We start from the raw sequence: 24,410 nt of genomic DNA on the forward strand, positions 1-24,410 counted from the left end.
ACAAGTTTTAGGAGGAACTATGAAACACTACAAGAACACAATCACAATGCTGTTGACCGCAGCGGTATTGCTGGTATCTGTCTTTATGACGGGGTGTACCAGTCCGACAGAGCCGAAGAACAACACCCCATCCGGGACAGACGCGCCCGCCGAATCCGACGGCTTTGGCGTGTATGTCAAGCTGGAGCGCGATGATGCCAGCTCTATCGCCCTGCACGGCGGCAGCAGCTTTACAAAGGTATGTGAAAATGCGGATGGTTCGCTGTTAAAGGCCGGTGAATGGCTTTTCACCGGGGACGATATTGTACAGCTTTCCCAAAAGGACAACTGCTCCGTCCTCTTTACCGTCAGTGCGCATGATGCCGACGATACGCTGCTGGGAGAAGGCACCTTCCTCTACGATGTGGCACAAGAAAAGCTGTATGTCACGATCTCTGAGGACGGCGTGACATGCTCCACCTCCGATGCAGCCGATGCCCTGGCAGATGTGCCGCCGGTGCTGACGCTGCCCATTCTGGATGAGATCGACCGGAATGTGACCATCGGAACCTCCGGTTCTTCGCTGCTGGCCGTGCAGGAGGCGGCCAAGCTGCTGGACTGGGGCGAGAACACCGGCCTTGGTACGGATGAGATCAGCGACGCCGCCTCCACATGGCTGGCTGCAAGGAACAATGACCTGACCGACTGCCTGAAAAAGCTGGAGCTGGTGGACGAAGCCTACCGGAAACTTCTGACTGACGAAGCACGGGAGCTGCTGGACAGTGCCGGGTGTGAAGATGTAGAGATCACTTGGGGCAGCGACCCGGTAGAGCCGGTGGAGGCTATCATGCAGGCGGCGGGGCTTCGCGGATGATGCGGGCAGCCAATACGAAGAAAGGAAGTCCTAAAGATGAATAACAGCTTGTTTGTCATAGAGCGCGCACGGGCAGAGGATGCCGCAGCACTCTTGGATTATCTGAAAATCGTGGGCGGCGAAACCGAAAATCTCAGCTTCGGTGCGGAGGGAGTGCCGCTCGACCTTGAAACGGAGCAAGACTATCTGCGTTCGCAGTGCGAATCAGCGGACAATGTGCAGTATCTCGCCAAGGTATATGGCGAGATCATCGGCACGGCAAGCCTGAACCGCAAGCCCCGGCGTATGAGCCATCGCGGAGAGTTTGGCGTCAGTCTGAAAAAAGCGTGGTGGGGCTGCGGTGCGGCGTCTGCGCTGACGGAAGCTGTTCTTGCCTTTGCCAAGGAGAACGGCTTCGAGCAGTTGAATCTGGAGGTGCGCAGCAGCAATGCCCGCGCCATCCATCTGTATGAGAAGTATGGCTTTCGGAAGCTGTGTACGTTTCCTCGTTTCTTCAAAATCAATGGAGAATATATTGATTTTGACCTGATGAATCTCGAACTGAACACAGCAGACGACCACATAGAGGGAAATATGAGATGAAAGCAATTACCGTAGAAGCATCTCTAAGTTTCTCTTGGAAATATTCGTCTGAAGAAACTGCATTTTTCAAGCGAGAAATGCTCTCTTTTTTCTCTACAAATATTGCTTGATTTTATATCACTTTGGTGATACTATTTTTACAGTGATACTTAGGAGGATGCGGAGATGAATCAGAAAATTACCCTATATCATGGCTCCGAACAGATCGTAGAATCTCCAACCTTTGGGTTGGGTAAGCAGAACAATGACTTCGGACTGGGCTTCTACTGCACGGAAAGCGAGGAACTCGCCAAAGAATGGGCTGTATCCTCTCTGCGTAACGGCTTCGTCAATCGTTACAGTCTTGATACAGAATACCTGAAAATTCTGAATCTGAACAATCCAGACTATACGATTTTGAACTGGATTGCTGTTCTGGTAGCGCATCGTCTGTTTTCTATCAAAAGCCCAGCCGCACAGCGGGCAAAACGATATCTGATTGACAATTTCGGCGTCAACGTCAATGCCTACGACCTGATCATCGGATACCGTGCCGATGACTCCTATTTTGACTTTGCTGCGTCTTTCCTAAATAACGGAATTTCCGTACAGCAACTCGCAAACGCTATGCGACTTGGCAAGTTAGGCGAACAGATTGTCATCAAGTCTAAATACGCCTTTTCGCTGCTGCATTACGATGGATTTTCTATTGCGGAAAAGGAAAAATATTATGTTCGCCGCAAGGCTCGAAATGATGAAGCCGACCAACTTTATTCGGATATACTTGAAGAGGAAACAGATGGTCTGTATATCCTTGATATCATAAGAGGAGGCATCCAAAACGATGACCCACGCATACCAAGAAATCTATCTGAGTAACGCGCAGGCATTACTGGGCGATGCTTTTGATTATGCTATCAACGCGTGTGGAGTTGCCGGAGATAGCTTTATAAAGCTGTTTTCCGTCAGTTCCGTCAGTAATCGGATTGAGAATGGTGAACCTTCATACCTTTTGGGGAAAAGCGGGATTGAAACTGCTGTTGATGTTCTCGTTGAGACTACGGGCAAAGCGCCGACCGCCAAGCCTCAAGCGAATTTCAGCCGTTCCAGAGAGTATTGGATCGGCTGGGCAGTCGCCTACTATCAATGGTTTTCCGGAAGAAAATTCAGTGATATTTTTAAGGTTCTTTCGTTTGAAGATTTGCAGCAGATGTATTCCCCCCTTCATGAAGCAGATGTCACTAAATTCGCTGATATTGTCGATGCTAAAGTGCGCGAATACTTCGCTGATACCAACCTCAAACGTATCCGCACGCTTTATGGCTGCACGCAGGCAGAGCTTGCCAAGCGAAGCAATGTCAGTCTTCGCTCAATTCAAATGTACGAACAGCGCAACAAGGACATTAACAAAGCCAGTGCGGAGACTGTTCTTAGCCTCGCAAAAGTCCTCGGTTGTACGATGGAGGATCTTCTGGAAACGTAAGTCCGTAACAAAAAGGGTAGTCTTTCCCTTAAAAAACTACACGAATTACGGGAATGTAATAGCTGTTAAGGGAAAACCATGATTTCATCCAGAAGGGGCAACTGACATGGATAAAGAACGTATGGCACAACAGATTATCCGCGGCTGCTCAGGTAAGCGCTGCTGCCAGATGCAAAACTAAATACTCTATATGAAATAACTCAGCCAACACGGAAACTTACGATGGGGAGCCTGTTCGATGGCATCTCCGGCTTTCCTCTGGCTTCGGTGCGGTGCGGTATCGAGCCGATCTGGGCCAGCGATATCGAACCATTCCCCATCATTTCAATCTGCCAATTTCCCCGAATCCTCCCCACCATGAACCATATCCATAATGAAAGGATCTCCCCGACCAACTCTGACGGAGAGGTCCTTTTTTAATGTCGAACAACTCTAGGTCGTCACCATCTTCTCTTAGGTGCTCGTTTCCTTACAGGCAGCCCCAAATCTTGCAGTTTTCTGGCTAGTTCATCGTCTTTGGCTACAAGCAACAAGTCCCTATCCATATTATTCAGTGCATGGAGGGCAGCTGCATAGGCACCAATGGATACTGTTGATGCTCCTTTCTCAATCGAGACAAGGGTAGCATGGCTGATTCCAGCTCTCTCGGCTACCAATTCTAAAGTTAGTTTACGTCGCAGACGAGCAAGGTGAATCTGCTCGCCCATCTGTGCAAGAATTTCTCGTGTCCGCGGCATAATAACTACCGTTTTCTTTGCCATACATAACACTCCTGCGAAGATGATACTCTTTCTGCCTTCTGAATTCTCTCGAATTATCCGGTCTTGCCACGACGCTAATCATCTATCACAAGACAATTTACCATTCCGCTATGTGCCGTACAAGCATCTATCGCAATTACGCCCGGCCCGTAGTACGGTGCGAAGTCAGCGTCATCCCCGAACTCGCTCCCCTTATTTTCGTATTTCCTATGCCCATATGAGGTATGCCAGTGTCCGCAGACGATTGTCTTCTCTTCGTCAGCGGTCTGTGCAGCATCGATCCCATTGAACCATCTTGCCTGCGCCCAATGGGCTTCATCAGCCTCTCGCCACGAAGCAATATAGCTGTAGCTCTTATCCCTGTTCGAAATGCTCGGGACCCATGCATGAGTAAAAACATAGTGCTCCGTTTCAAAGTAATCGAGCATTGCCGGGATAATCTTTTTGTAGAATGGCGTATTCTTTGCTGCGTCAGCAAAATCATAATTTCGGATCGATGCCATCACCGGATCAAATCCAGTCAATTGAAGCGCTGTATCGTAGGTACCATTCGACTTGTGATGACTGTATGGAAGCCCCCCATCAACGGTCACAAGCTCTACGAACAGGTCTTCATGGTTGCCTCGAATGAGTATCACTCTGTCCTGCTCCATTTGCTCCAGCACAAACTGCTGAACCTGCTTCGCTTCGTGCCCCCGATCAAATATGTCACCGAGCATGATCAGCTTGTGTGGAGTATCATCAGAAAAGAAGCCTGCCTTTTCCAAGGCAGACTTCATCTGCGTATAATATCCGTGTACATCAGAAACAACATAGTACCGCATAGATTCTTATTCTCCGCTATCGTCTTCTTTGGATAGTCTGTCTGCCAGAATCCAATCCTTCAGCTTAAAGCAGAACCACTCATCAATTGTCAAATCAAGCTCAGCAAGGGCAAGAATCAGACTTTCCAACTCGGCTTTTCCAAATCCTAAGTTTATGCTAATTGTAACGTAGTTTTCTGGAAGCTGCAACACATATCGTGCTTCATTACGCTCATAACGCTTTAGCAATTCCGGTTTACTTTCTAAGCACTCTCTGATTACGTCATTCATGTCCGCTCCAAGCCTTTCAATGTCCGAAGACTGACTCCCTCCACTAACGAGAAGACTGCCGTATTCTTCTCTTCAAGATACTCTCCGGATAAAACATAGGTCTTCGAAATATCCATCTGGTTTGTCTTCATAATCCCATGAACAAATCGCTTGCTGTTAATCCTCATTACGCACTTATGATCGGTAAACAGTTTTACCGGAACTCTGAACGCCATCACATCATCCTCGTCGCAAGGGAAAACGCTCAAGGAATCATGGTTGTCCGAGATTTTAATTGATACATGACTTGGCTTCCCCAAAGCTTTTATGACCCCTTTGCTCACGCTAATACAGCAGCGTGCCCCTTGCAGTGTCAATTCTATCGGATACATTCTATTGTCATTAGTTGCTTCTGCCATCACTGTCGCCTCCATTTCCAATTATCGAGCCGAGCAGAGTTTCCCTTTTCTTTTCTTGTTCCTGAATACTGATAGAAGCCGCCATCTCATCAGAAACTGTAGAGGTTACGATGTCACCGCTAGTATCCATATACCCAGATAGTGACTCAAAACTACTTCGCTGTTGAAGTGCTTCATAGTCCGAATAGCTTCTTCCGAGTTTCATTCGAATTTCATCAGGATAATACTTATTGATGCGTTTTTTCATCTTACCAGATCTCTTATCAAAGTACTCCTCAGGTAATGGATCGAACATAACAGCCGACGTAAGATCAAACACCAGCACAAGCCCACGTTCAGAGTTGGCAAGTCTGCCATAAACTTTATACCGGCATTCCCTATTCCATCCCACCATTTTATAGATACTCTGAACGTATTCCGGACATGAAATCGAACGATTAACCCACTTGTCTTTCTTAAACCTAGCCCATTCAATTGAAGATATTTCCTCTTCAGCGCAAATTGCCACAACCATCCGTTTCTTATTCTCGCTTAGCATAGGGAGTACATGCTGCACCCCCTCAAATAGTCGGATTGCTGACATGTTGAATTCCATCCTATTTGCACGAATGCTGACTGCTGGCTTTTTGATCATGGAAAAGAACATTTTAGGCGGAACAACATAGTCATCGAGAGATTCAAACTCGATGGCATTCTTTTTGCCCAATCGTTCTTGGACCAGTTGTCTAATCAGTTCCTGTTCTTTGGGCGTATACCCATCTGTCTTTTCTTCTGTAATCGTGCTTTCAGTAGCAGCAATAAGAGATAGTTGATTGTTGTCCATATTGTCCTCCGATTACATCGCATCATAGATTTGATCTAACTCATCAGCAATCTCCCCCCGAGATGGAATGATGCCAATAAAGGGATTGATCACTTTTGTACCATGGTTACGAATATCTGCCGAAGATACCGTATCAAGGACTTTGCTCCTTTGTTGCTTAATATCGTAGCTAACGCCAAACTGACCTTGCCAGTTCTCCGGATAAGCAACACGAGCAGCAAAGTCGGCCGTTTTCCTACAATCACTTTCCCTATAGGGAATATACTTAGCAGTTGAATCGGAGGCGTTGCTTGCATCAATCTTCTTTTTGTCCTTTCCAATTAAAATCTGCGGTTCATCAAGGAAGAAGAAAATGATTCTTTCGCCTCCTCTGACACGGGTTACTCCTCTAAATCTAAATCTGTACTTTCTCATCCAGTCGAGCTTATCATACACGGCATTTGAGAATGCTGAAGTGCGCAGTTGCAAACCTGATTTCTTATCATCCCACGCTACCGCATTGGGATTTGCAGCAGTACAGCTTCTGACTGCTATCACTTCTAATACAGGATGATACAAGAACTCAATATGCTTCTGCTGGTCGAGCTTATCCCAACAGGCCCCATTCAACTTCAGGGTTTTCCGAGAAAATGTAAGCTGCGGATCGCTGCGAGTCATGAACATAACGCCTGGTGCGATACGATAATCGTTCAAAGACATAGAAGCCACGTTGCTGTGTTCAATTCCGTTTACGATATTTGCTTGATGCTCCAACTCTTCAAACTCATTCTCATTATATACTTGTCGAGAAATATCCTGAAATGCCTGATTATCAATGCCGCTCCATATTGGTGAGATACTAACAAAGCCTTTTAGAGCTCCATTATCAATCACATAGACATCTGGTACACTTCCGAACTTATATCTACTGGCCCGCATCATATGTGCAGCTCTAGCGATTTCGGGGGAAACGATTCCCTCATGGTAATGTGGAATATAAGCTCCTTCTCTAAGTCCGTCATTCTTCGCTGTAACTTTCTCCTTGTAATCAATAACAACCCTTTTTCTTACTTCGAGATCCCCCCAACGCCGCTCATTCTCCATGATGGCTTTCACCATTGGCGCAGTCCATTCGGTGCGCCCGCGAAGGGTTTGGCGCTGTTTATCCGTCAGCACATCTGCAATTTCTCCTGCGGTGTGCCCACATAAGGTAGCTAAAAAGATATACTTTACCGTTTTCGCCTCTTCCTGCTCGATAACAAAGCCCCCCTCTATCGTATGTCGTAAGCCAAGCAAATCAGATAAAGGGAACTGTCCTGTGCAGATTCTCTGATCATAGGACAGAATCATCCGACGACTCTTATTGCCAGATTCCCACTCAGCAAAAAGGCCTTGCATTTGAAGCCTCTCGTTTATGTTTGGATCAAGTGTATATAAGTCTTCGGTTTCAAAATATACGCCAACTGGATTCGACGGGTTTGTTGTTCTGAGTTTTCGAACCTCTTCAATCAAGTCAGAAATATTTCGAGCAAATCGAGATACGCTAGCGCAGACAATAAGATCCATTTTCTTTTTTGACGCGTCTTCCAGCATCCGTTTAAATTCAGGACGCCATTTCTTTGAAGTACCCGATTTGCCTTCGTCACTGTATATTTCCGCCAACTCCCAATTAGGGGTTTTGGCAATTTTTTCTGTATAGTACTTTGTTTGATTCTCAATAGAGGAAACTTGCTCCTTGCTTTTTGTACTTACGCGAGCATAAACGGCAACCCGTTTATGCTCTTCGTCGCGAATAGTTGGAGTAGGCTTTGCCGGCCGAAAAATCGTCTGTGGCGGAACTGAATAATGCTGGATCCGCTTTTTTGTCTCATAGCGGTAGTATTCCCGATCAGCATCCTGGGGTCGCCACACGGGGAACTGTGCACCTGTTTCTCCTTGTTCGCCATCACGAATTCCCGGCTGCACATTCTTTTCATTCGCCATGTCATTTTCCATCCTCTCCTAAGTCTGCGATGGCGGAAACCACTCCTTTTAACCACTTTTGATGGTCTGGCGGATTAAGATAAATGTAGTCTTCAGCCATTTTTATCAGCGCCTCCCGCTGTTTGTCTTCATTTATGACAGTGTTAATGTTGAACTGGTCATCATCCGTTATGATGTCCACTCGGTCGCTCAGATTAAAAATGAAATGGAGCCAATAGCAAAACTCCCGTGTATTTGCCGCCAAATATCCTTTCGTTTCCGCAAAAATCAGATTCACTTTGCCATCCGCACAGTCCCGCATGAGGCGCAACATTTCAGGGCGTTTGACTGTTTCTTTACAGCCGGTAATATCGATATAGACATCGACGAGTTCGCCATCCTCAAAGTCACCAAAACGCCGCTTAAACACATTTTGATGAAATACTCGGATTTCTCTTTCATTGCGCAGATTCAGTTTTGCTCTTTTCACATAGCCACCAATCCGATAGTCTCTCTTTACTCCCGTGATAATGCTCATTCTCTCGGCTTCCTTTTTGAATTCCATACATAGTCCACAAAGATATCCCAGTTATTCATAATCTGCATATAAACGTCCACTTTGATTTCCTTGCTATTTTGATCATCGCACCATGGCCCGATGATAACTTCCCATTCACATTTCCCGCAGTAATAGTAAAAAAGCGAACGCCGCAATTCCTCGGCAAACGCATCTTTCTCCTCGTACTGACGCAAATGCTTCAGAACTTCCTCTCTAAACCGTCCATGTTCAAACACGTTTACCGGCCGGATCTCATGTCTTGTCATGCTATAGTAATAGACTTTCCAAACCAAATTCATCTCATATCTCCTTGTAATCCTCATTAAGAGTTGACTATTTCGGCTTGGGCAAACTCCAATACCAACTTCCTCCGGAACGGTAAGTTGTGACTTGGAGTTCTTTTTTTACTTTCTCAACAGTACGGCTGCCAACGCCAATATCGCCCAACCCGGCATATATCTCTTTTGCAGGTCGATCTTCATTCTCCAAAAGCTGAATCAATTTTGCGCGCGCTCGTTCTCGTTTGGTTGTCTTGACTGTGATACTGTCCATGAGTTCTGCAGTATTCAAATCGTATCTGCCATGCCACACAATCCCACCCTGCTCCTTAAATGAGAAGGCAACCGCTGGACCCTCTGGGGCAAGGCTTGACTTTATCGGGTATATATACCGGATTCCTGGCCGGCTCTCGTCTCTCGATATCATAAGCACACTGCGCGCAATGGCAGCAATATCAATGGAGCCAAGCCCACGATACAGTGTTTTAGCACCACTTCCTTTATTCATGTGACCAATCAGGATTACTGCACATTTATAGCGATCTGCAATACTCGCAAGTTTCCGCAAAACCGAGCGCATCTTCGTTGCGCTTTGCATATCCGTATCAGGGGGAATAAATGCCTGAATAGGGTCGATAATAAACACGCTTGCATGCGTATCTCTGATTGCCGTTTCGATTCTTCCATCCTCAAGTGTCAGCGCAATATCGTCATCTACGATATATGCTACTCTTTCACAGTCTGCACCTGCTTGCTGGAGTCTGGGCTTAATTGTGTCTGCAATGCCATCCTCTGCGCACTGATAGATTGCAACATGCCGTCCCGAGGTGGGTGAACCGTCCGGCATAGCCTGTCCTGTCGTAATTCGTGCCACAATATTCAGCGCAAATGTAGACTTACCTTCACCCGGATCACCTTGGATCACAGTTAGCTTTCCAAGCGGAATATATGGATACCACAACCATTCAATCGGTTCGGCGATGACATTTGAGTAATACTCGTAAACAGAGTCTTCCATTCCAACCTCACACTTCCCAAAAAGACACTGGTCATACATCATTTCTATTATGATGTAGCCACTCATCTACCGCCATCGCCATTTCGGCAACAACACACTCCCTATGAAACCAATTCGGCAAAAGTTGAACTTAAGATCGCACTATTCTCGCCCTTAACCTCGCAAAAAGCACACCCTTAAAAATGCGTGCGCCCTTGCGATCTTAGCAGAAAGAGCACCGCTTACACGGTGCTCTTTCACGATCCAGAGAGCAAAGCTTCTGTCACTTTGCACCTCTCTGTTTAGGTCTTCTTAATTGCTATGTAGTTCTAATAATGCAAGCGCATCTTGCAAGGCTCTCTTATCCGCCCGACGCATGGCCCTTATCATTACAACTTCATTTTCGGTTATGCTCGTGTCAACAACCTCATCATTCCCAATCAAATAGTCTACCGAAACGCTATACAACTTAGAAAGCTTCAGGAGAATATCGATGGATGGCTCTCGTTTGCCGTTTTCATAACGGCTGTAAACAGATGGCAAGCAGCACAGATAGTCTGATACCTCTTGTACTTTGAGTTTGCGATTGATTCGTATTTCCTTCAGGTTCATGTATGCCTCCGCATTCCGAGATAGTGCGAAGAGACACGAAGCAATTACCCCAACGGAATATGCTACTACCAATTCGGTATTCGGTCAATGAGCCGTTTACCAATACGGTAATACGTCGCATTCCGTTCCGGTAGTATAATTAAATAAGCAACATTGGGGAGGAGGTCATGCCTGTGAACATAAAAGATATCCGGTCTCGCAAAGGGCTTACACAGGCTGAAGTAGCCTCCGTTTTAGGCGTGTCCTCCGTTGTATATTCTCGATATGAAACGGGTTCCCGGCAACCTTCCATCGACATTCTAATCCAACTAGCAGATATCTTTGGTGTAACAGTTGACTATCTGCTTGGAAGGCAAGATATAGAGGATTCCACTCTGTCGGAATATGAACTCAGTCTGCTGGTTGCTTCGAGAAAGGCTGATGAACGAGCAAAGCAGGACGCTTTGAACATGCTCCTTGCCCACACCGTAAAATCAAATCAGAATGACTAAGAGGAACTGTAGTTTACAGTTCCTCTTTTCCATTCCTATTGCTTTTTAGTGTGTCTTCCCTTTTTGCCTTTAGCTTTTTTTAGCATTGCAAGTTCCTCTTTACTTGCGCGAATCAGCTGCGCAAGTTTCAACTCACATTCTTCTCTCGTTGTTGCATAGACATTGCGAGATAATCTCTTCCCGTCAATCCATTTTGGTGACCAACGGCCTTCATATAAATGATCATTGATTTCCGAGATGCACCCTGTACCCGGATGCCTTCTGGTCGTATTAAGGACTGGTTTGAAATCATCTTTAGGCTTGTCATCCACCTTTACTGTTGATCTTGAATCCAATTCACTCGCCTTGCCGATACTCCTATCGATACTTCGCGCCGCCTCAATTTGCATATCCGTTGTAATGTGTGCGTAAATGTCCAGTGTAATATCTGAGGACACATGTCCCAACACAGCAGATAACGACTTTACATCCATTCCTTGTTCTAATGCGAGCGTAGCAAAGGTGTGGCGCAAGTCGTGGTATCTCACCTGTTTACATCCAGCCCTTTCAAGAATTCCATGCAGTTTCGTTCCCAGAGAATGAGGATCCCGTGGCTTGTTATCATCATACAAAGAAGGAAACATCCATTTCGATGCAACTGTAAGCTGATAGTCACGCAGAACACGAAGAACGCTCTCGGGCAGAATGATTGTTCGTATTGAAGCTTTAGTTTTCGGCTTTATAACCATGAGTTCCCCATCCACTCGATAGACTTGTTTATCAATCCGGAGTTCTCCAGTTTCAAAATTAAGATCTTTCCACTGTAGCGCTATTATTTCACCACGTCTCAAGCCACTTGAGAGTTCCAACAAATACAATGGCAGCATTCCCTCAACCCGAGCTTGTATTAAAAAACGGCGAACTTCTGCCGCTGAAAGCACTTTCATCTCGCCTGACTTTTTAGGTGGAAGTTTACATCCTATTGTCGGATTCACCGATATGAGATTCTCAACACACGCTCTTTCTAAAGACGATCTGCATATGGCATGAATCGTCCTGACAGAGCGATCAGAAAGTCCATTTCCATATACATCCCGGTGAGTAATCCGACCATTCTTCTTCATCTTAGAATAAAACTGCTGAACCTTTGCCTGCGTAATCTGATTCAGTGAGATATTGCCGATATTCGGAATGATATGATTGTAAATGAAATTCTCATAGTTTTTCTGAGTTGTTACTCGAAGTTTTGGCTTACAATAGAGCTCATACCAGATTTCAATCCAACTTGAAAATGCCATTTCAGGATCCAACTTATCCGACCGCAAGCCCACTTCCTCTTTGATTTTGCTCAGCTTTTCCGCACACTCTTTTTTTGTTTTTGCAGTAACATACTTTTTCTTGACAGATCCATCTTCGGAATACCCGATTATGTACCTGCCTTCCCATTGCCCATCACTGCGTTGGTACAGTGTTCCGTTCCCATTTTTTCTTCTCTGCCCCATTCTGCTAACTCCTCTCCAACAATATTTCCCAAAAGATCCCCAACTACTTCCGCTGCTTTACGATGCATATCTCCTGTAACATGAGTATAGGTGTCTAGCGTAAAAGAAGCATTGGTATGGCCAAGAATGCCTGACAGTGTCTTAGCATCGACGCCACTTGAAATGGCATGTGTCGCAAATGTATGGCGCAAATCATGGAATCTGATGTTAGGCAATTCAGCGCTAACCAAGATTTTCTTCATTTGGCGGTATGCCGCTTCTGGTGCAACAGCTTTTTCAGGAAATACAGGATTATGAAAAATCCACTTTGTCAGCGCTTCTTTCTTACGTTCAGCTAAAACTCGCACTGTGCTTTGAGGTAAGAGAATTGTTCGATTCCCTGAAAAGGTTTTCGTATCTCCAATAGTGTTCCTACCATTGCGTCCTGTTGTAAAAGACCGCCGCACTTTGATTGTTCCACATTCTTCATCAAAGTCATCCCATTGCAAGGCGCAAATTTCACCTCTCCGCATCCCTGTCGTCATTTCGGTATAAAAGAAATCATACCAGATTGGATCCTTCTTGATTTCTTCCATGAATCGATCCAATTGTTCATCATCAAGCACCGTCTTCGGAGGATAGTTATTCTTAGGCACTACCGTTCCTTCAGTAGGATTCTTTGCGATCAGCCCAGTCTGCACTGCAGTATCCATCGCGTGGTGCAGCATCATATGGATTTTTCGAACAGACGAATCCTTTAGGCGATGACCATACTCTGGGTGATTTTTAACTCGGCCCTGCTTTCTGATCTTGGCGTACATTTTTTGTACATCCAACGTTGTAATTAAATTGATCTGTTTGTTGCCAAGGATAGGATTGACATAGGTTTTCATATAGCGTCGATACCCCTCCAATGTCGATTCGCGGGCACTGTTTGCCATATAGTCGTTCAGCCATCGATCAAGCCACTCTGCCAGAGTCATCCGGCAATCCTCTGAAAGATCAATATCACGATATCGTTCAATGTTTTGATGGAGTTTTTGCAGAACTTCTTTTTGAGTTTTTGCATATTCGGTCTTGTATATTACGCTGCCATCCTTCTTATGCCCGACAACAATGCGACCTTCCCATCTTCCATCACTTCGCTTACGAAGCAATCCATCGCCCGATGGTCTTTTACTTGACTTCGCCATAACTCCCTCCTCAGTATTCTATTGGCCAGGGAAAGGTCTCCCTGGCCTTGTATTATGCGTCAGCCTGCAGGCCGCAAGTCTGCTGATCTACCCACTGGATAAACTTATCCTTCGGGACTACATATCGGTGTCCGATTTGCATAGAGGGGAACCCTTCCTCTTTCATCAGCTCGTATGCGCTGCAATCAGAAACCCCCAGAATACGGGCAACCATCTTCGCATTCAAAAACAGGGGCAATTCCTCATACTTTTTATAGGTAGATTCCAACATTTCAATTACCGTCCTTTCAACTCATAAATCATACAAACGGTTTCTCAACAGCCTCTTTATGATCTATTCATTCTGTATTACGAAGCTGATGCAGCAGTAACAACAGCGCACTATGTTCGAGTCACACAGAATACGAAGAGCCATTTCTCAGACTGTATAAAAACCTTTCTATAATAAATGGAGAAAACGCCCTATAAATCTGGCCCCCAAAAACGCAAAAAACTCAAAAAAATTCCGGCAACTCAGATCCTCACTGAGCTACCGGAAATTTTTTTTGCAATTTTCAAAAATATTTCGAAAAAGGGGGCCAGTTTACTCCCTTCTTTTCTCCATTTATTACGAGAGGGTAATTACGGTTTGATAATCGTCCGACCAACACCCTCAAATCTATCTCTGGCACTTGCACCTTGAAAAGTTCATACAATCTCAAGACGTTACCATGTTTGAGCCACCGTAGCGGGTGTTAAGGGCCGAGGACAAGCCCAGAGCGATGACAGCATGGGAAAATAATGATACCCCGCCCGGCTAGGCCACACACCGAGGGGCGGCTTGCCCACAAGAATGGGACGAGTGCTGAAATGCCTGTGATCCTTTAGACCAGAGGACTTGAGATTGCCTTTATACCATTTTCGAAGGGAGGTGTACGGCGTGTCTTGCACACAGAATAAGCAGCTTGTCTGCTTTCCTAAGTCTCGCATTCTGAAAAGGTGGTTTCGATATCACTTCGACCACAAAGACTTTCGTAATGAGGGAACCTTACGCCTATTTAGCTTGATGGCGTTATACTCCTACGCAAACTTCCGCAGCAATTGCCAACATATTGGTGACCAATGGTATATGGAAGGCCCGGGACAGTGGATCTGTAGAGTATCTGCTTTGCCCCGCATCCTCCGTGTTCATTCAAAAGCTCAAGCCATAGAGCTGATGGATTACTTCAAAGACGCCGGGCTCCTTGATTATGAAATGCTGGATCAAGACAGTGGTCTCCTACGTTTCACCATTGCAAACTGGAAACGGAATTGCGTACATCTGAATTACAATTATTACAGTTACAAGGGTTCTGGTTTCTTCTTTTTTCCTCTATCCGAAGGGCGTAAGCTCATTTCCGTATGCAAGCGTAATGGCAATTTAATATTCAGCGAGTTGGATGCCATCATGGATATGTGGCTGCACACCATCTTGAATGACCCCACTGTTAAAGGCTCGGAATATATGCCTGTAGTATATTACGCCAACATGAACGGACAGCCATTGCTCTCGTACTCGTATTTAGCCAGGCGTTGGGGCTGGTCTAAATCGCGAGTCGGCCGTTTTATCCTGAAAATTGAAGAAGCCGGTATCATCAGCCGCGTGAGTTTTTCAAGCTCACGCGGCTCTGTCATTTCTCCGTGTCTGTTCCGGGAGATGATTTTTGGAGAAGACTGTGAACAGCTAAAGCTCATGCGCATCGGTGAAATCCTTGGAATTGCTAAAGCTGTCGAACCTATTGAAGACAATCAAAATTTGGAGTTTAGTGTCCAAAGCGGCGTCCCACGCACGCCGATTATCTTTGAGGGCGGCAAAACCCTGCGAATTCAAGTATTTCGTGTGCCCTTGTCTTCTTTTTTTGCCCGCCCAGTCCCCTTAATCTTCTATAGTTCTTTAGACTGGGGTAAGTTAGAACTGGAAACTGGTTTATATAGGGGGCCTCCCAAAATGCCAAAACAAGGAGTTGATCAATAATGCCGATCCCGAAGAAACCCGCAAGGCCTGCCTTTGCTATTGAGAAAGAAGCGGTCAAGGAGGAAATTCAGACTGGTCTCCATATCGGTGTGGAAAAGCTCAGCAATCTGAACAGTAGGACGGAACTGCCGAATCATTTCCACAACACGAAATATCTGCTCAAGCAGTATCGAAGAGTCTCCTATGCCGTTAATCTGTCCGAAACTGAGCTAAATCTCAGAATGGAACTGGATCACAGCACCCAGCTGTCCACATTGGAGCTGAACGCTGAGCTCGCAGGCATTGATCTATCCAACACAAAGCTGGAAAGCTACGCTCAGAGCGTTATACGAAGCAAAAATATGTTGGAGATCATCCACGCAGCGCTGGACGGCGTGAAATTAGATCCAGAGCACGGTGAATTGTACTTTCAAGTACTCTATCAGACCTACTTCACTAAGACCAAGCCCCGTAACCGAGAACAGATCATTCGTGAACTGGATCGGCTGGGATATCCGATGTCACCGGCATCTTATCACAATTACCTCAACGCAGCCATCAATGCAATGGATCGCATTTTGTGGGGATACACAGCCCGTGACTGTATCGGTATCATCAAAGAGTTTTTGCCGGACACGACAGCTTAGACTGTTTTTAGACAGAACTTAGACTGTATTTCGATTGCTATTAGACTATCGATATGTTACTATGTCATCGTTCCAAAATGCATATCGTACAAGAGGCCGCCAGAGATGGCGGTATTTTTGTTGGCATAAGGCCCTGTAAGAAGTCGATCGCACTATCACCTCTTACTGGGCCCTTTTTGCATCCTGGAACGGCAAAACATGAAAAGGAGGTTATCCACCATGAGTTTCAAAATCGCTGCTTTGCGCAGCAAGCTCAGCAAGAAACTGCAGGCATTTAACAAAGGCCGTGCGCTTTACGCAACGTTTCTCTTTCCAACAGCAATGACTTTGCTGCCAACAAGTGCCTACGCAGCCAATGACACCATTTGGACCAAGGCCAGTGAGATTATGCAGGATGTTTACACACAAGTGCTCGGCATCTCAACGATTGCCGCCATTGTCACTGCGAGTATTGCACTTCTATTGATGAACTTTTCCAAGTCTGGCAAGACCGTAGATGAGTCGCGGGCATGGTTGAAGCGCATCATCATCACTTGGGCAATCCTTAACTCACTGGGCTTCGTGATGGCTTATATCACGCCCTTCTTCCAGGGTGGTACTTGGAAACCCTGATTACAACCGAAAGGAGCCGCATATGAACAAGACTATTATCAGTTTTCTGGGCGGCATGGTTGCCGGCGTTCTGGCAACTTTAGCCGCAGCAAGCATGATTCCTGAGGAGCTTGAGTTCCGGGACATGCAGGGCTAATTGCTATCAGGAGGTACCCCTATGGGAATACTTGATAGCATCGTTGAATGGCTCGCAACCCAAATCATGAATTTACTGGACATGGTCAACGGCTCAGTGCTTGGCGCACTGGGCTGTGACATGAGTGTATTCCTTCGGTACTTTCCAGCCGCAGAAACACTCTACGATGTGTTCGTAGCCATAGCAATTGGTTTTATTCTGTTGAACCTCGTGTGGCAGCTATTCAAGGTTTATGGCTCAGGAATCGGTCTCAGTGCGGAGGATCCGATCAAGCTGGCCATTCGTTCTGTACTTTTCATTTTTCTCGCTTACTATGCCAATCAAATTGTGGATCTTACACTGCGCATTGCCGGGACACCATACTCGTGGATCGTCGATACAGCTCTGCCTAGTGTTGATTTCGGAAACTTTGGAAGTGTGCTCACCGTAATTGTCGGTTGCCTCGCCAACGGCTCTGTCAGTCTAATTGTTACGATTCTGGTCGTCATCATCGGTTGGAACTATATCAAACTTCTTTTCGAAGCTGCTGAGCGCTACATCATGGTCGGTGTTCTTGTTTTTACAGCTCCTATGGCCTTTGCTACCGGGGCTTCGGAGAACACCTCCAACATCTTCAATTCGTGGTGCCGTATGCTTGGAGGACAGTTATTTCTACTGATTATGAATGCTTGGTGTCTACGCTTGTTTGTCTCCATGGTTGGTGCATTTCTTGCCAACCCCTTATCTTGGTAAGACGAGTCTGCGAAAGGGGCTTATATATGAAACATCGTAAAACACTCTTTATTCTCTGTGCGATGATGACGATTGCACTCATATCCACCTCCGCACTTGCTTTCAGTGAGTCTGATGTTGAAAGTGCAATAGCGGGATCCAGCCAAGAGGAAGTCTCCGGCAATTTGCTTATTTGGTTCCTGTGTGCAGTCAGCTTTCTAAAAATCAGTCAGAAGATTGACAGTTTCATGACTTCACTCGGCATCAATGTCGGTCGAACCGGCGGCAGTATGCTTGCCGAATTGATGATCGCCGGTCGTGCAATTGGCGGTGCTGTGAAAGCAACCGGTGGCGCAATAGGCAGCATTTTCAATCGCGGAAGTTCTTCCAATTCAACCAATACCACCGTTACCGGGCAAGCCTTTACCGGTGGTGGTAACGGGATGCTGAGTATAGCGAAACGCGCAGTTGGAAATGCAGCGGCAGCCAGTGCCGTTGATCGCAGCACCGGTCTTAGCAGCATTGTCGGAGGCGCTATGTTCAGCTCCAGCCTAAATTCTGGCGGTGAATTCGCAACGGATGTTGTTGGTGCTGTTGCAACTGGTAACATCTCAAAAGTAGGTTCCATCACCGGCGCAAAAGCAGCACGCGCGCTCTCCAACTATCTTGGATACTCGCCAAGTGGTAATAGCGTTGCACCCGCGCAGCCACACGCAGGTTTCGACTCGGGATCAACCATATGCGCGGCCGCCTCAACGGAATCAGATTCTTCCGAGGATGCCATTTCAATTGATGGTGGGATTGCAGGGGCTAGCGTTCCGTTTGTAGGCAGTTCTCCGATCGGAGCGGTTTCTTCTGAATCCACCAATACGGCAGGTGCAAGCCAAGAATCTGCAGTTGGACAAAACCCAATTCCCACGCAACCTCCTACATTCCGCGATGTCGAGATCGGCGGAGGCCGAATTACCGGTTTTGAAACACCCGCAGGCGGTGGCGAAGAGCGACAATTTGCTATGTATAACGCAGGTCAGTATATGACGCCTGCTGGGGACTATGAAACCGTCAAAACTGCGGATGGTGAGTCCTGGTATAAGCAATACGCTCAGCCAACGGTTGAACGCACTCCCATATGAGGATAGTTCTGGCAAAATCAAATATGACGAGAAAATCGTCAGTCAAATGCCTCAAATACCCAAAAGAAAGGATCACGTTTGATGAATGAAGAGAACAAATCGCAGAACACAACTGCAGAATCAAATGTGAAGGCCGCAGCCAAAACCGGAAAGGCGGTCGCAAATATTGCAAAGGGGGCTGCTACCGGCGGAATGCACGGAGCAGCCCTTGAAGCTGCCAAGAGCGCAAAAGACTGGATTATTCCGATTATTGCTGCCCTTCTACTTCCGCTCATCATGCTGGCCATGCTGCCATCGGTTATATTCGGATCATTCTTCGGTGACGGTACGGGTACAATGAATGCAATCGTAGATGATACAGTTCTAATTCAAAACATGGTTGAGCTCAACAATAGCATCAGCACAATTCTCTCTGAAGGATTGGCCGATGTGCTCACTCGTATTGAGTCTAACTTTGCCGGTTCTGGCTGCGATGATATGGAAATCAATAACCCCTACGGATCCGATGTTATCTTCAATGCCAACTATTTCATCTCCATGTATTGCGCAAGCAAAAATGCAGAGATTGCTTCCATCTCGTTATCCGATATGGAAGCAATCCTCAGAGCAAATCAGAGCGAGCTGTACTCTTACACCTATTCAGATGAAACGCGGTATATCGAGGGTGAAACGGATCCTAAGACCGGAACTGCAAAGCAAGTAGCGGTCACAGTTCGCGTATACGAAGTGCAGTATAACGGCGAAGCCTACTTCCAAGATAAAATCTTCAAGTTGACTGATGACCAGAAACTTCTGGCAAGTAACTATGCGTTGAACCTCTCGGTTCTTTTAGGCGATGGTATGTATCAAGCACTGTCGGCAACGGAGTTTTCCGGTATGGGCGCTTCCTATGAAGGTGTCATCTTTACAGATGGTGTCACGCAGGTTGTCTATTACAATCAGCTCGACGAACGCTGGGCAAATGCACCATACGGAACTGATCATGTCGGTGGCTACGGATGTGGCCCTACAGCCATGTCTATCGTCATTTCAAGCTTGACTTCCGACACCGTCGATCCCGCGCACATGGCTCAGTGGTCTTATGAAAATGGATATTGGTGCAGTAAGAGTGGTTCATATCACAATCTCATTCCAAAAGCCGCCGAAGCATGGTCTTTGAATGTGGAAGGATGCACTGCCTCTGAGCCTCAACGCATCGTTGATGCGCTCTCTCATGGTAAGCTTGTTGTTGCCCTTATGACAAAGGGCCATTTCACCAGTTCAGGCCACTTCATCGTACTTCGGGGAGTCACAGCCGATGGGAAAATACTGGTTGCAGACCCCGCGAGTTATTCGCGCTCTGAAAGAGCTTGGGACTTATCTCTTATCCTCAAGGAAGCCAGCAAGAACGCATGGGCTGGTGGTCCGTTCTGGATTATCGGTAACTAAGGGGGCGTAGAAGATGAGCACACTAAAGGAAACGCGAGATGTGTATTACATCCCGCCAAACTTTCTAACAACTGGGCGTCTGTTCGGTGGCTCCATTCGCATCCGTAATGCGATTGAAGCTACCGTTTTAGTTGTCCTCACCGGGCTTCCGATTATTCGTCTTCCATTTTCGCTTACAGTAAGAATCATTCTCCTGTGTCTTGTAACCTTACCTCTTGGCATCTTTGGTGTTATTGGCATAGAAGGTGATTCTCTCTCGGAATTTCTGATTGCCTTTATCCGATGGTTCAGAAGCAGGCGCATACTGTACCGTAGCGATGCTTCCAATCTCTCCACCGAGATAAAAAGCAAGACTCAAACAACTTCACATCAGCCGCCTGAACAGTTAGGTATCAAGATCAAGAAAGTCCCGCAAAGGCACAACAAGAAGCGTCGTAAGGCAAGGCTGAAGCCATCTAACCCAGCGAAACCCAAAAAGAAAGAAGGGCATACAGAAGATCTCATTCCCGTGAAGGACATTCGCAATGGCATCGTTCACCTATCAGATGGCCGGTATATCAAGATTCTTGAGGTGGAACCGATTAACTTTCTTCTCCGCAGCACCAGAGAGCAAAAGAGTATTATTGCTGCCTTTGCCAGCTGGTTGAAAATCAGTCCGGTTAAGCTGCAAATCAAGGTTGTAACTAAGAAAGCAGATATCAGCAAGCACCTCAACGCTATTGCGCATGACATGTCAAAAGAAACAGATCCCAAGTGTCGTGAGTTACAGCAGGACTACTATAACTTGATTAAAACCATCGGATCCCGTGAGGCAATTACACGACGTTTTCTTCTGATCTTTGAGTATGAACCGACATTCAACAACCGCAAGAGCGACTATGCAGAAGTCGTATCCACACTGGAAACTGCAGCAAGAACTGCCCGCCAGTACTTCCAGCACTGCGACAATGCAGTTATCAGTCATGATGATGAAAACGCTTTTCTGCTTGAGATCCTCTACACTGTTTTCAATCGTGAAACCAGTGAGCAGATTCCATTGGAGCATCGCATCAGAGAATTGCAAATACAGCGGGTCGTATCCAAAGCTCCAGAGCCTGAAATCACCGTTCCTCAGGTCATTGCACCAGAACGCGTGGATCTTTCTCATGGTTCTTATATTGTGATGGATGGAATCTATCACACTTATCTATTCGTCCCTTCTCAAGGCTTTAACAGCCGTGTAGTTGCCGGTTGGACTTCCTTTATGGTCAATGCCGGTGAGGGTATCGATGTAGATTTCTTTTTCAAGCGAGAACCCAAAGACAGGATTCAGTCAAAGCTTGGTCAGCAGATCCGTATCAATCGCAGCCGCATCAAGGATACCTCTGACACAAATACAGATTACGATGACATCGAAGGAGCTATTAAATCCGGCTACTTCCTCAAACAAGGTCTGGCCAATTACGAAGACTTCTATTATGCGACGATCCTCATCACAGTTACAGCAGACTCCCTTGATAATCTCGAATGGCGTACCGCTGAGGTCAAACGAATGATGGTCTCACAGGATATGGATGTCACTGTATGTCGCTTCCGTCAGGAAATGGCTATGAACGCCGTGATGCCGTTTTGTAAGTTAAACAAGGTGCTTTTCGAGCATAGCAAGCGAAACATGCTCACTTCTACAATCGCCAGCTGCTATCCATTCACCTCATATGAGCTATCTGATGAGAACGGTATTTTGCTCGGTGTCAACAAGCATAACAACAGTTTGGTCATTGTCGATATCTTTAACAGCCGTGTCTATAAGAATGCCAATATGGCTATTCTCGGCACCAGCGGTGCCGGCAAGACTTTCACCATGCAGCTCATGGCACTTCGAATGCGCAGAAAGGGTACACAGGTCTTTATTATTGCGCCACTGAAAGGCCATGAGTTTTTACGCGCTTGTAGGAATGTGGGCGGCGAATTTATTTCCATAAGCCCCGCCTCCAAGCAGTGTATCAACATTATGGAGATCCGTCGCATCGACCAAACAGCTAATGCAATCATCGATGGTGTAATCAATGAGAACTCCATTCTGGCGCGAAAAATCCAACAGCTGCATATCTTCTTCAGCCTTCTGATTCCCGACATGAATCATGAGGAGAAGCAATTGTTGGACGAGGCACTGATCACAACCTACGCAGAGAAAGGAATCACGCATGACAATGACTCTCTAATCGATCCGCACGATTCAACCCGTTATCGTACAATGCCTTTGCTTGAAGATGTCTATAACATCCTCATGGCATCAGATGAGACCAGGCGTTTAGGAAACATCCTCAATCGCCTGGTGCATGGCTCCGCAAAAACATTTAACCAGCAAACCAATGTGGATCTTTCTAATCCCTACACAGTCCTTGATATTTCAGAACTCACCGGCGATCTTCTTACCGTAGGTATGTTTCTCGCTCTTGACTTTGTCTGGGATAAAGCAAAGGAAGATCGAACGAAGGAGAAGGCAATTTTCATCGATGAAATCTGGCAACTGGTAGGCGCAGGCAGCAACTCCATGGCCGCAGAATTCTGCCTGGAAATATTCAAAATCATTCGCGGCTACGGCGGTGCTGCAATCGCTGCCACGCAGGATCTAAATGACTTTTTCGCTCTCGATGGCGGCAAATACGGTAAAGGCATCATCAACAACGCAAAAACGAAAATTGTCCTTAATCTTGAGGATGATGAAGCAATTCGCGTGCAAGATGCCCTAAAACTTACCGATGCCGAGATTATGAATATCACACGCTTCGAGCGAGGTAACGGCCTGATCTCAACCAATAGCAACCATATCACAGTTGAGTTCAAAGCCTCCGATCTTGAGAAGCAATTGATCACCACCGACCGCTACGAACTCAGCCAGATTCTTCAAACCCATCAAGGAAACTAATTCGCACAGCGTTCTTGATTTGAAACGCAGTTATTTGCAGTTCAACATATCAAGAACGCTGTGCGTACATCATTTCAAAAAGTGCGCTATATGTTTGAAAGCGAAAACACTCGGAGGTGTGAAAATGTCTTTTGCAAAGCAATCCCATAATCGTGAATTGGCTCTGATCACACAGTTACTCGCAATATTCGGTGTTGTAGAGCGTGGGCAAATGCGCGAGCTCTTCTCTCATCTTTCTGACAGTCAGTATGGAAAAATTTTGACTCTGCTTAGTCGTGAGGGGCTTGCATATCGCTCTCCGGATTCTATTTATCTTGCATCAAGCAAGTTCACCGCATCGCGCATTGACAAAGAGAATAGCGTGATGTGTTTTTGGGCGTTCATTCTCATCAAGGATAAAGCTCAAGATTTCTGCGCCGGCGAAGCGCCGGCAATTCTGACAGTCGCATCGAAATCCAAAAACTATGATCTTATCCCACTCAACGGTCGCAATGCTCAGCAGGTCAATGAAGCCAGCGAGGAGATTCCTTCAGGGACAATTCGATACCTTATCACCCGTGATCTGCAGCATATTACCACGATTGACCGCCGCATGAAGAACGACTATGTGATTCATGTCGGCGACAAAGGGGTAATTGAGATTTATGAATTGTGAGGTACAAATGGAAAACTACAAATTTAAGCAATTGCTTCAGGAGACTGCTACCAATTATGACGGTATGAGTCAGGAGCTTTTCAAATTATCCAGACGCTTGGAGGAATCTCCGCGATACAATCCTGAGCATGAGCTCTATAGTCTTGTGCGTTCCAGCGAGTTAAACACACTGGCTGTACGTTCACTGGCGGCTCGTGCAATGGGGCCTTGTACTCCAACGAGCGAGGTCACCGCCTCTGCGCTCGCAATCAGTATCGTTGAAGAACCCAAATGGCTTAAAATTACCGTTCCTGCTATTCTGCCCAGTCGCAGGGCGCGCGATGGAACGCTCTTTATTACGCGCCCCCTTCGAAACTGTCTGGTCTCCTTCCAACGCGAAACTCCAATTGAACGCTTCGGTCAGTGCATGATCTGCATCGTTCACAGGTATGATGAGGCCTTAGGTATCCGTCGAGTACGAGACTACGATAACATTGAAACGAAACGCTATCTGGATGTCATTGAATCAGTCTTTCTGACAAATGACAGTGGGCTTCTTTGCTCGGTGCTTCAGACCACCCAAATCTCGGATCGCGACTGTACCGAGTTCTATCTGATGCTGCCGGACACGCTCCCTCTATGGGCTAAAATGTTCCTGTAATCAGATACCCAAACCCACAAAAAAACCGCATCAGAAATGGGTATTGATTTCTCGACTTTCAAAA

The 24,410-nt window shown here is 46.3% G+C and carries 27 protein-coding genes; 14 read left to right on the forward strand and 13 right to left on the reverse strand.

What is annotated here, in order from left to right; genetic code table 11:
- The first annotated feature begins 19 nt into the window (after positions 1-19).
- The 4 genes from KQI17_RS02430 to KQI17_RS02445 all read left to right on the forward strand — a co-directional run bounded on the left by KQI17_RS02430 (position 20) and on the right by KQI17_RS02445 (position 2,897).
- Entirely contained in the window at positions 20-853 is an 834-nt protein-coding gene (locus KQI17_RS02430; protein WP_216494640.1) for a hypothetical protein, read from the forward strand.
- Between the two features lie 36 nt (positions 854-889).
- Positions 890-1,435 (forward strand): GNAT family N-acetyltransferase, encoded by a 546-nt coding sequence (locus tag KQI17_RS02435; RefSeq protein ID WP_216494641.1) that lies wholly within the window; start codon positions 890-892, stop codon positions 1,433-1,435.
- A gap of 165 nt (positions 1,436-1,600) precedes the next feature.
- Complete coding sequence (locus KQI17_RS02440; RefSeq protein ID WP_216494642.1) at positions 1,601-2,293, forward strand: DUF3990 domain-containing protein; 693 nt, start codon at positions 1,601-1,603, stop codon at positions 2,291-2,293.
- Positions 2,259-2,897 carry a helix-turn-helix domain-containing protein gene (locus tag KQI17_RS02445; protein WP_216494643.1) on the forward strand — a complete coding sequence of 213 codons (639 nt, stop codon included), beginning with the start codon at positions 2,259-2,261 and terminating at the stop codon, positions 2,895-2,897. Before KQI17_RS02440 ends, KQI17_RS02445 begins: the two co-directional genes overlap by 35 nt.
- A 440-nt stretch (positions 2,898-3,337) precedes the next feature.
- On the opposite strand, the gene KQI17_RS02450 is transcribed toward KQI17_RS02445, so the two are convergent.
- The 10 genes from KQI17_RS02450 to KQI17_RS02495 all read right to left on the reverse strand — a co-directional run bounded on the left by KQI17_RS02450 (position 3,338) and on the right by KQI17_RS02495 (position 10,360).
- Positions 3,338-3,658, reverse strand: coding sequence for a helix-turn-helix domain-containing protein (locus tag KQI17_RS02450; RefSeq protein WP_216494644.1), 321 nt, complete (start codon positions 3,656-3,658; stop codon positions 3,338-3,340).
- 74 nt (positions 3,659-3,732) lie between these two features.
- Positions 3,733-4,482, reverse strand: coding sequence for a metallophosphoesterase (locus KQI17_RS02455; RefSeq protein ID WP_216494645.1), 750 nt, complete (start codon positions 4,480-4,482; stop codon positions 3,733-3,735).
- Between the two features lie 6 nt (positions 4,483-4,488).
- Entirely contained in the window at positions 4,489-4,752 is a 264-nt protein-coding gene (locus KQI17_RS02460) for a hypothetical protein (protein WP_216494646.1), read from the reverse strand.
- Positions 4,749-5,150 carry a hypothetical protein gene (locus KQI17_RS02465; RefSeq protein WP_216494647.1) on the reverse strand — a complete coding sequence of 134 codons (402 nt, stop codon included), beginning with the start codon at positions 5,148-5,150 and terminating at the stop codon, positions 4,749-4,751. Before KQI17_RS02465 ends, KQI17_RS02460 begins: the two co-directional genes overlap by 4 nt.
- The gene (locus KQI17_RS02470) at positions 5,134-5,973 is read right to left on the reverse strand and encodes a hypothetical protein (RefSeq protein WP_216494648.1); all 840 of its coding nucleotides are present in this window, start codon (positions 5,971-5,973) and stop codon (positions 5,134-5,136) included. Before KQI17_RS02470 ends, KQI17_RS02465 begins: the two co-directional genes overlap by 17 nt.
- A 12-nt stretch (positions 5,974-5,985) precedes the next feature.
- Complete coding sequence (locus KQI17_RS02475) at positions 5,986-7,947, reverse strand: recombinase family protein (protein WP_216494649.1); 1,962 nt, start codon at positions 7,945-7,947, stop codon at positions 5,986-5,988.
- Entirely contained in the window at positions 7,937-8,452 is a 516-nt protein-coding gene (locus KQI17_RS02480) for a recombinase family protein (protein WP_216494650.1), read from the reverse strand. Before KQI17_RS02480 ends, KQI17_RS02475 begins: the two co-directional genes overlap by 11 nt.
- Positions 8,449-8,739: a hypothetical protein gene (locus KQI17_RS02485; protein ID WP_216494651.1), complete on the reverse strand. Its 291-nt coding sequence runs from the start codon at positions 8,737-8,739 to the stop codon at positions 8,449-8,451. The genes KQI17_RS02480 and KQI17_RS02485 overlap by 4 nt, the downstream gene beginning before the upstream one ends.
- A gap of 67 nt (positions 8,740-8,806) precedes the next feature.
- The gene (locus KQI17_RS02490) at positions 8,807-9,835 is read right to left on the reverse strand and encodes an AAA family ATPase (RefSeq protein WP_216494652.1); all 1,029 of its coding nucleotides are present in this window, start codon (positions 9,833-9,835) and stop codon (positions 8,807-8,809) included.
- A 225-nt stretch (positions 9,836-10,060) separates the two neighbouring features.
- Positions 10,061-10,360 carry a helix-turn-helix domain-containing protein gene (locus tag KQI17_RS02495; protein WP_216494653.1) on the reverse strand — a complete coding sequence of 100 codons (300 nt, stop codon included), beginning with the start codon at positions 10,358-10,360 and terminating at the stop codon, positions 10,061-10,063.
- Positions 10,361-10,533: 173 nt separating this feature from the next.
- Between KQI17_RS02495 and KQI17_RS02500 the strand changes: the two genes are divergently transcribed.
- Positions 10,534-10,851 (forward strand): helix-turn-helix domain-containing protein, encoded by a 318-nt coding sequence (locus KQI17_RS02500; protein WP_371821939.1) that lies wholly within the window; start codon positions 10,534-10,536, stop codon positions 10,849-10,851.
- Positions 10,852-10,886: 35 nt separating this feature from the next.
- On the opposite strand, the gene KQI17_RS02505 is transcribed toward KQI17_RS02500, so the two are convergent.
- Genes KQI17_RS02505 through KQI17_RS02515 form a run of 3 tightly spaced genes read right to left on the reverse strand, consistent with a single transcriptional unit; the run spans position 10,887 to position 13,775 of the window.
- On the reverse strand, positions 10,887-12,332 hold the full coding sequence (locus tag KQI17_RS02505; RefSeq protein WP_216494655.1) for a site-specific integrase: 1,446 nt from the start codon (positions 12,330-12,332) through the stop codon (positions 10,887-10,889).
- A complete protein-coding gene (locus KQI17_RS02510) occupies positions 12,257-13,504 on the reverse strand; it encodes a site-specific integrase (protein WP_216494656.1) in 1,248 nt (415 codons plus the stop codon). The genes KQI17_RS02505 and KQI17_RS02510 overlap by 76 nt, the downstream gene beginning before the upstream one ends.
- Positions 13,505-13,556: 52 nt before the next feature.
- Positions 13,557-13,775 carry a helix-turn-helix domain-containing protein gene (locus KQI17_RS02515; protein WP_216494657.1) on the reverse strand — a complete coding sequence of 73 codons (219 nt, stop codon included), beginning with the start codon at positions 13,773-13,775 and terminating at the stop codon, positions 13,557-13,559.
- Between the two features lie 771 nt (positions 13,776-14,546).
- Between KQI17_RS02515 and KQI17_RS02520 the strand changes: the two genes are divergently transcribed.
- From KQI17_RS02520 to KQI17_RS02560, 9 genes are all read left to right on the forward strand, one after another.
- On the forward strand, positions 14,547-15,497 hold the full coding sequence (locus KQI17_RS02520; RefSeq protein WP_216494658.1) for a helix-turn-helix domain-containing protein: 951 nt from the start codon (positions 14,547-14,549) through the stop codon (positions 15,495-15,497).
- Complete coding sequence (locus KQI17_RS02525) at positions 15,497-16,123, forward strand: hypothetical protein (RefSeq protein WP_216494659.1); 627 nt, start codon at positions 15,497-15,499, stop codon at positions 16,121-16,123. The genes KQI17_RS02520 and KQI17_RS02525 overlap by 1 nt, the downstream gene beginning before the upstream one ends.
- A gap of 321 nt (positions 16,124-16,444) precedes the next feature.
- Entirely contained in the window at positions 16,445-16,735 is a 291-nt protein-coding gene (locus KQI17_RS02530) for a hypothetical protein (RefSeq protein ID WP_253285662.1), read from the forward strand.
- Between the two features lie 157 nt (positions 16,736-16,892).
- The gene (locus KQI17_RS02535; protein WP_216494661.1) at positions 16,893-17,603 is read left to right on the forward strand and encodes a conjugal transfer protein TrbL family protein; all 711 of its coding nucleotides are present in this window, start codon (positions 16,893-16,895) and stop codon (positions 17,601-17,603) included.
- A 26-nt stretch (positions 17,604-17,629) separates the two neighbouring features.
- A complete protein-coding gene (locus KQI17_RS02540; protein ID WP_216494662.1) occupies positions 17,630-18,715 on the forward strand; it encodes a hypothetical protein in 1,086 nt (361 codons plus the stop codon).
- An 81-nt stretch (positions 18,716-18,796) separates the two neighbouring features.
- Positions 18,797-20,143 carry a C39 family peptidase gene (locus KQI17_RS13515; RefSeq protein ID WP_253285651.1) on the forward strand — a complete coding sequence of 449 codons (1,347 nt, stop codon included), beginning with the start codon at positions 18,797-18,799 and terminating at the stop codon, positions 20,141-20,143.
- 13 nt (positions 20,144-20,156) lie between these two features.
- Entirely contained in the window at positions 20,157-23,051 is a 2,895-nt protein-coding gene (locus tag KQI17_RS02550) for a VirB4 family type IV secretion system protein (RefSeq protein WP_216494663.1), read from the forward strand.
- A gap of 124 nt (positions 23,052-23,175) precedes the next feature.
- Positions 23,176-23,706, forward strand: coding sequence for a DUF5697 family protein (locus KQI17_RS02555; protein ID WP_216494664.1), 531 nt, complete (start codon positions 23,176-23,178; stop codon positions 23,704-23,706).
- A gap of 7 nt (positions 23,707-23,713) precedes the next feature.
- A complete protein-coding gene (locus KQI17_RS02560; protein ID WP_216494665.1) occupies positions 23,714-24,346 on the forward strand; it encodes a DUF6100 family protein in 633 nt (210 codons plus the stop codon).
- The last annotated feature ends 64 nt before the right edge of the window (positions 24,347-24,410 follow it).

Source organism: Oscillibacter sp. MSJ-31 (assembly GCF_018918025.1).
Classification (GTDB): Bacteria; Bacillota; Clostridia; order Oscillospirales; family Oscillospiraceae; genus Hominicoprocola.

Coding starts and splice junctions, on each gene's coding strand:
- KQI17_RS02430 (WP_216494640.1), top strand. CDS start 20: ATGAAACACTACAAGAACACAATCACAATGCTGTTGACCGCAGCGGTA.
- KQI17_RS02435 (WP_216494641.1), top strand. CDS start 890: ATGAATAACAGCTTGTTTGTCATAGAGCGCGCACGGGCAGAGGATGCC.
- KQI17_RS02440 (WP_216494642.1), top strand. CDS start 1,601: ATGAATCAGAAAATTACCCTATATCATGGCTCCGAACAGATCGTAGAA.
- KQI17_RS02445 (WP_216494643.1), top strand. CDS start 2,259: ATGACCCACGCATACCAAGAAATCTATCTGAGTAACGCGCAGGCATTA.
- KQI17_RS02450 (WP_216494644.1), bottom strand. CDS start 3,658: ATGGCAAAGAAAACGGTAGTTATTATGCCGCGGACACGAGAAATTCTT.
- KQI17_RS02455 (WP_216494645.1), bottom strand. CDS start 4,482: ATGCGGTACTATGTTGTTTCTGATGTACACGGATATTATACGCAGATG.
- KQI17_RS02460 (WP_216494646.1), bottom strand. CDS start 4,752: ATGAATGACGTAATCAGAGAGTGCTTAGAAAGTAAACCGGAATTGCTA.
- KQI17_RS02465 (WP_216494647.1), bottom strand. CDS start 5,150: ATGGCAGAAGCAACTAATGACAATAGAATGTATCCGATAGAATTGACA.
- KQI17_RS02470 (WP_216494648.1), bottom strand. CDS start 5,973: ATGGACAACAATCAACTATCTCTTATTGCTGCTACTGAAAGCACGATT.
- KQI17_RS02475 (WP_216494649.1), bottom strand. CDS start 7,947: ATGGAAAATGACATGGCGAATGAAAAGAATGTGCAGCCGGGAATTCGT.
- KQI17_RS02480 (WP_216494650.1), bottom strand. CDS start 8,452: ATGAGCATTATCACGGGAGTAAAGAGAGACTATCGGATTGGTGGCTAT.
- KQI17_RS02485 (WP_216494651.1), bottom strand. CDS start 8,739: ATGACAAGACATGAGATCCGGCCGGTAAACGTGTTTGAACATGGACGG.
- KQI17_RS02490 (WP_216494652.1), bottom strand. CDS start 9,835: ATGAGTGGCTACATCATAATAGAAATGATGTATGACCAGTGTCTTTTT.
- KQI17_RS02495 (WP_216494653.1), bottom strand. CDS start 10,360: ATGAACCTGAAGGAAATACGAATCAATCGCAAACTCAAAGTACAAGAG.
- KQI17_RS02505 (WP_216494655.1), bottom strand. CDS start 12,332: ATGGGGCAGAGAAGAAAAAATGGGAACGGAACACTGTACCAACGCAGT.
- KQI17_RS02510 (WP_216494656.1), bottom strand. CDS start 13,504: ATGGCGAAGTCAAGTAAAAGACCATCGGGCGATGGATTGCTTCGTAAG.
- KQI17_RS02515 (WP_216494657.1), bottom strand. CDS start 13,775: ATGTTGGAATCTACCTATAAAAAGTATGAGGAATTGCCCCTGTTTTTG.
- KQI17_RS02525 (WP_216494659.1), top strand. CDS start 15,497: ATGCCGATCCCGAAGAAACCCGCAAGGCCTGCCTTTGCTATTGAGAAA.
- KQI17_RS02530 (WP_253285662.1), top strand. CDS start 16,445: ATGACTTTGCTGCCAACAAGTGCCTACGCAGCCAATGACACCATTTGG.
- KQI17_RS02535 (WP_216494661.1), top strand. CDS start 16,893: ATGGGAATACTTGATAGCATCGTTGAATGGCTCGCAACCCAAATCATG.
- KQI17_RS02540 (WP_216494662.1), top strand. CDS start 17,630: ATGAAACATCGTAAAACACTCTTTATTCTCTGTGCGATGATGACGATT.
- KQI17_RS13515 (WP_253285651.1), top strand. CDS start 18,797: ATGAATGAAGAGAACAAATCGCAGAACACAACTGCAGAATCAAATGTG.
- KQI17_RS02550 (WP_216494663.1), top strand. CDS start 20,157: ATGAGCACACTAAAGGAAACGCGAGATGTGTATTACATCCCGCCAAAC.
- KQI17_RS02555 (WP_216494664.1), top strand. CDS start 23,176: ATGTCTTTTGCAAAGCAATCCCATAATCGTGAATTGGCTCTGATCACA.
- KQI17_RS02560 (WP_216494665.1), top strand. CDS start 23,714: ATGGAAAACTACAAATTTAAGCAATTGCTTCAGGAGACTGCTACCAAT.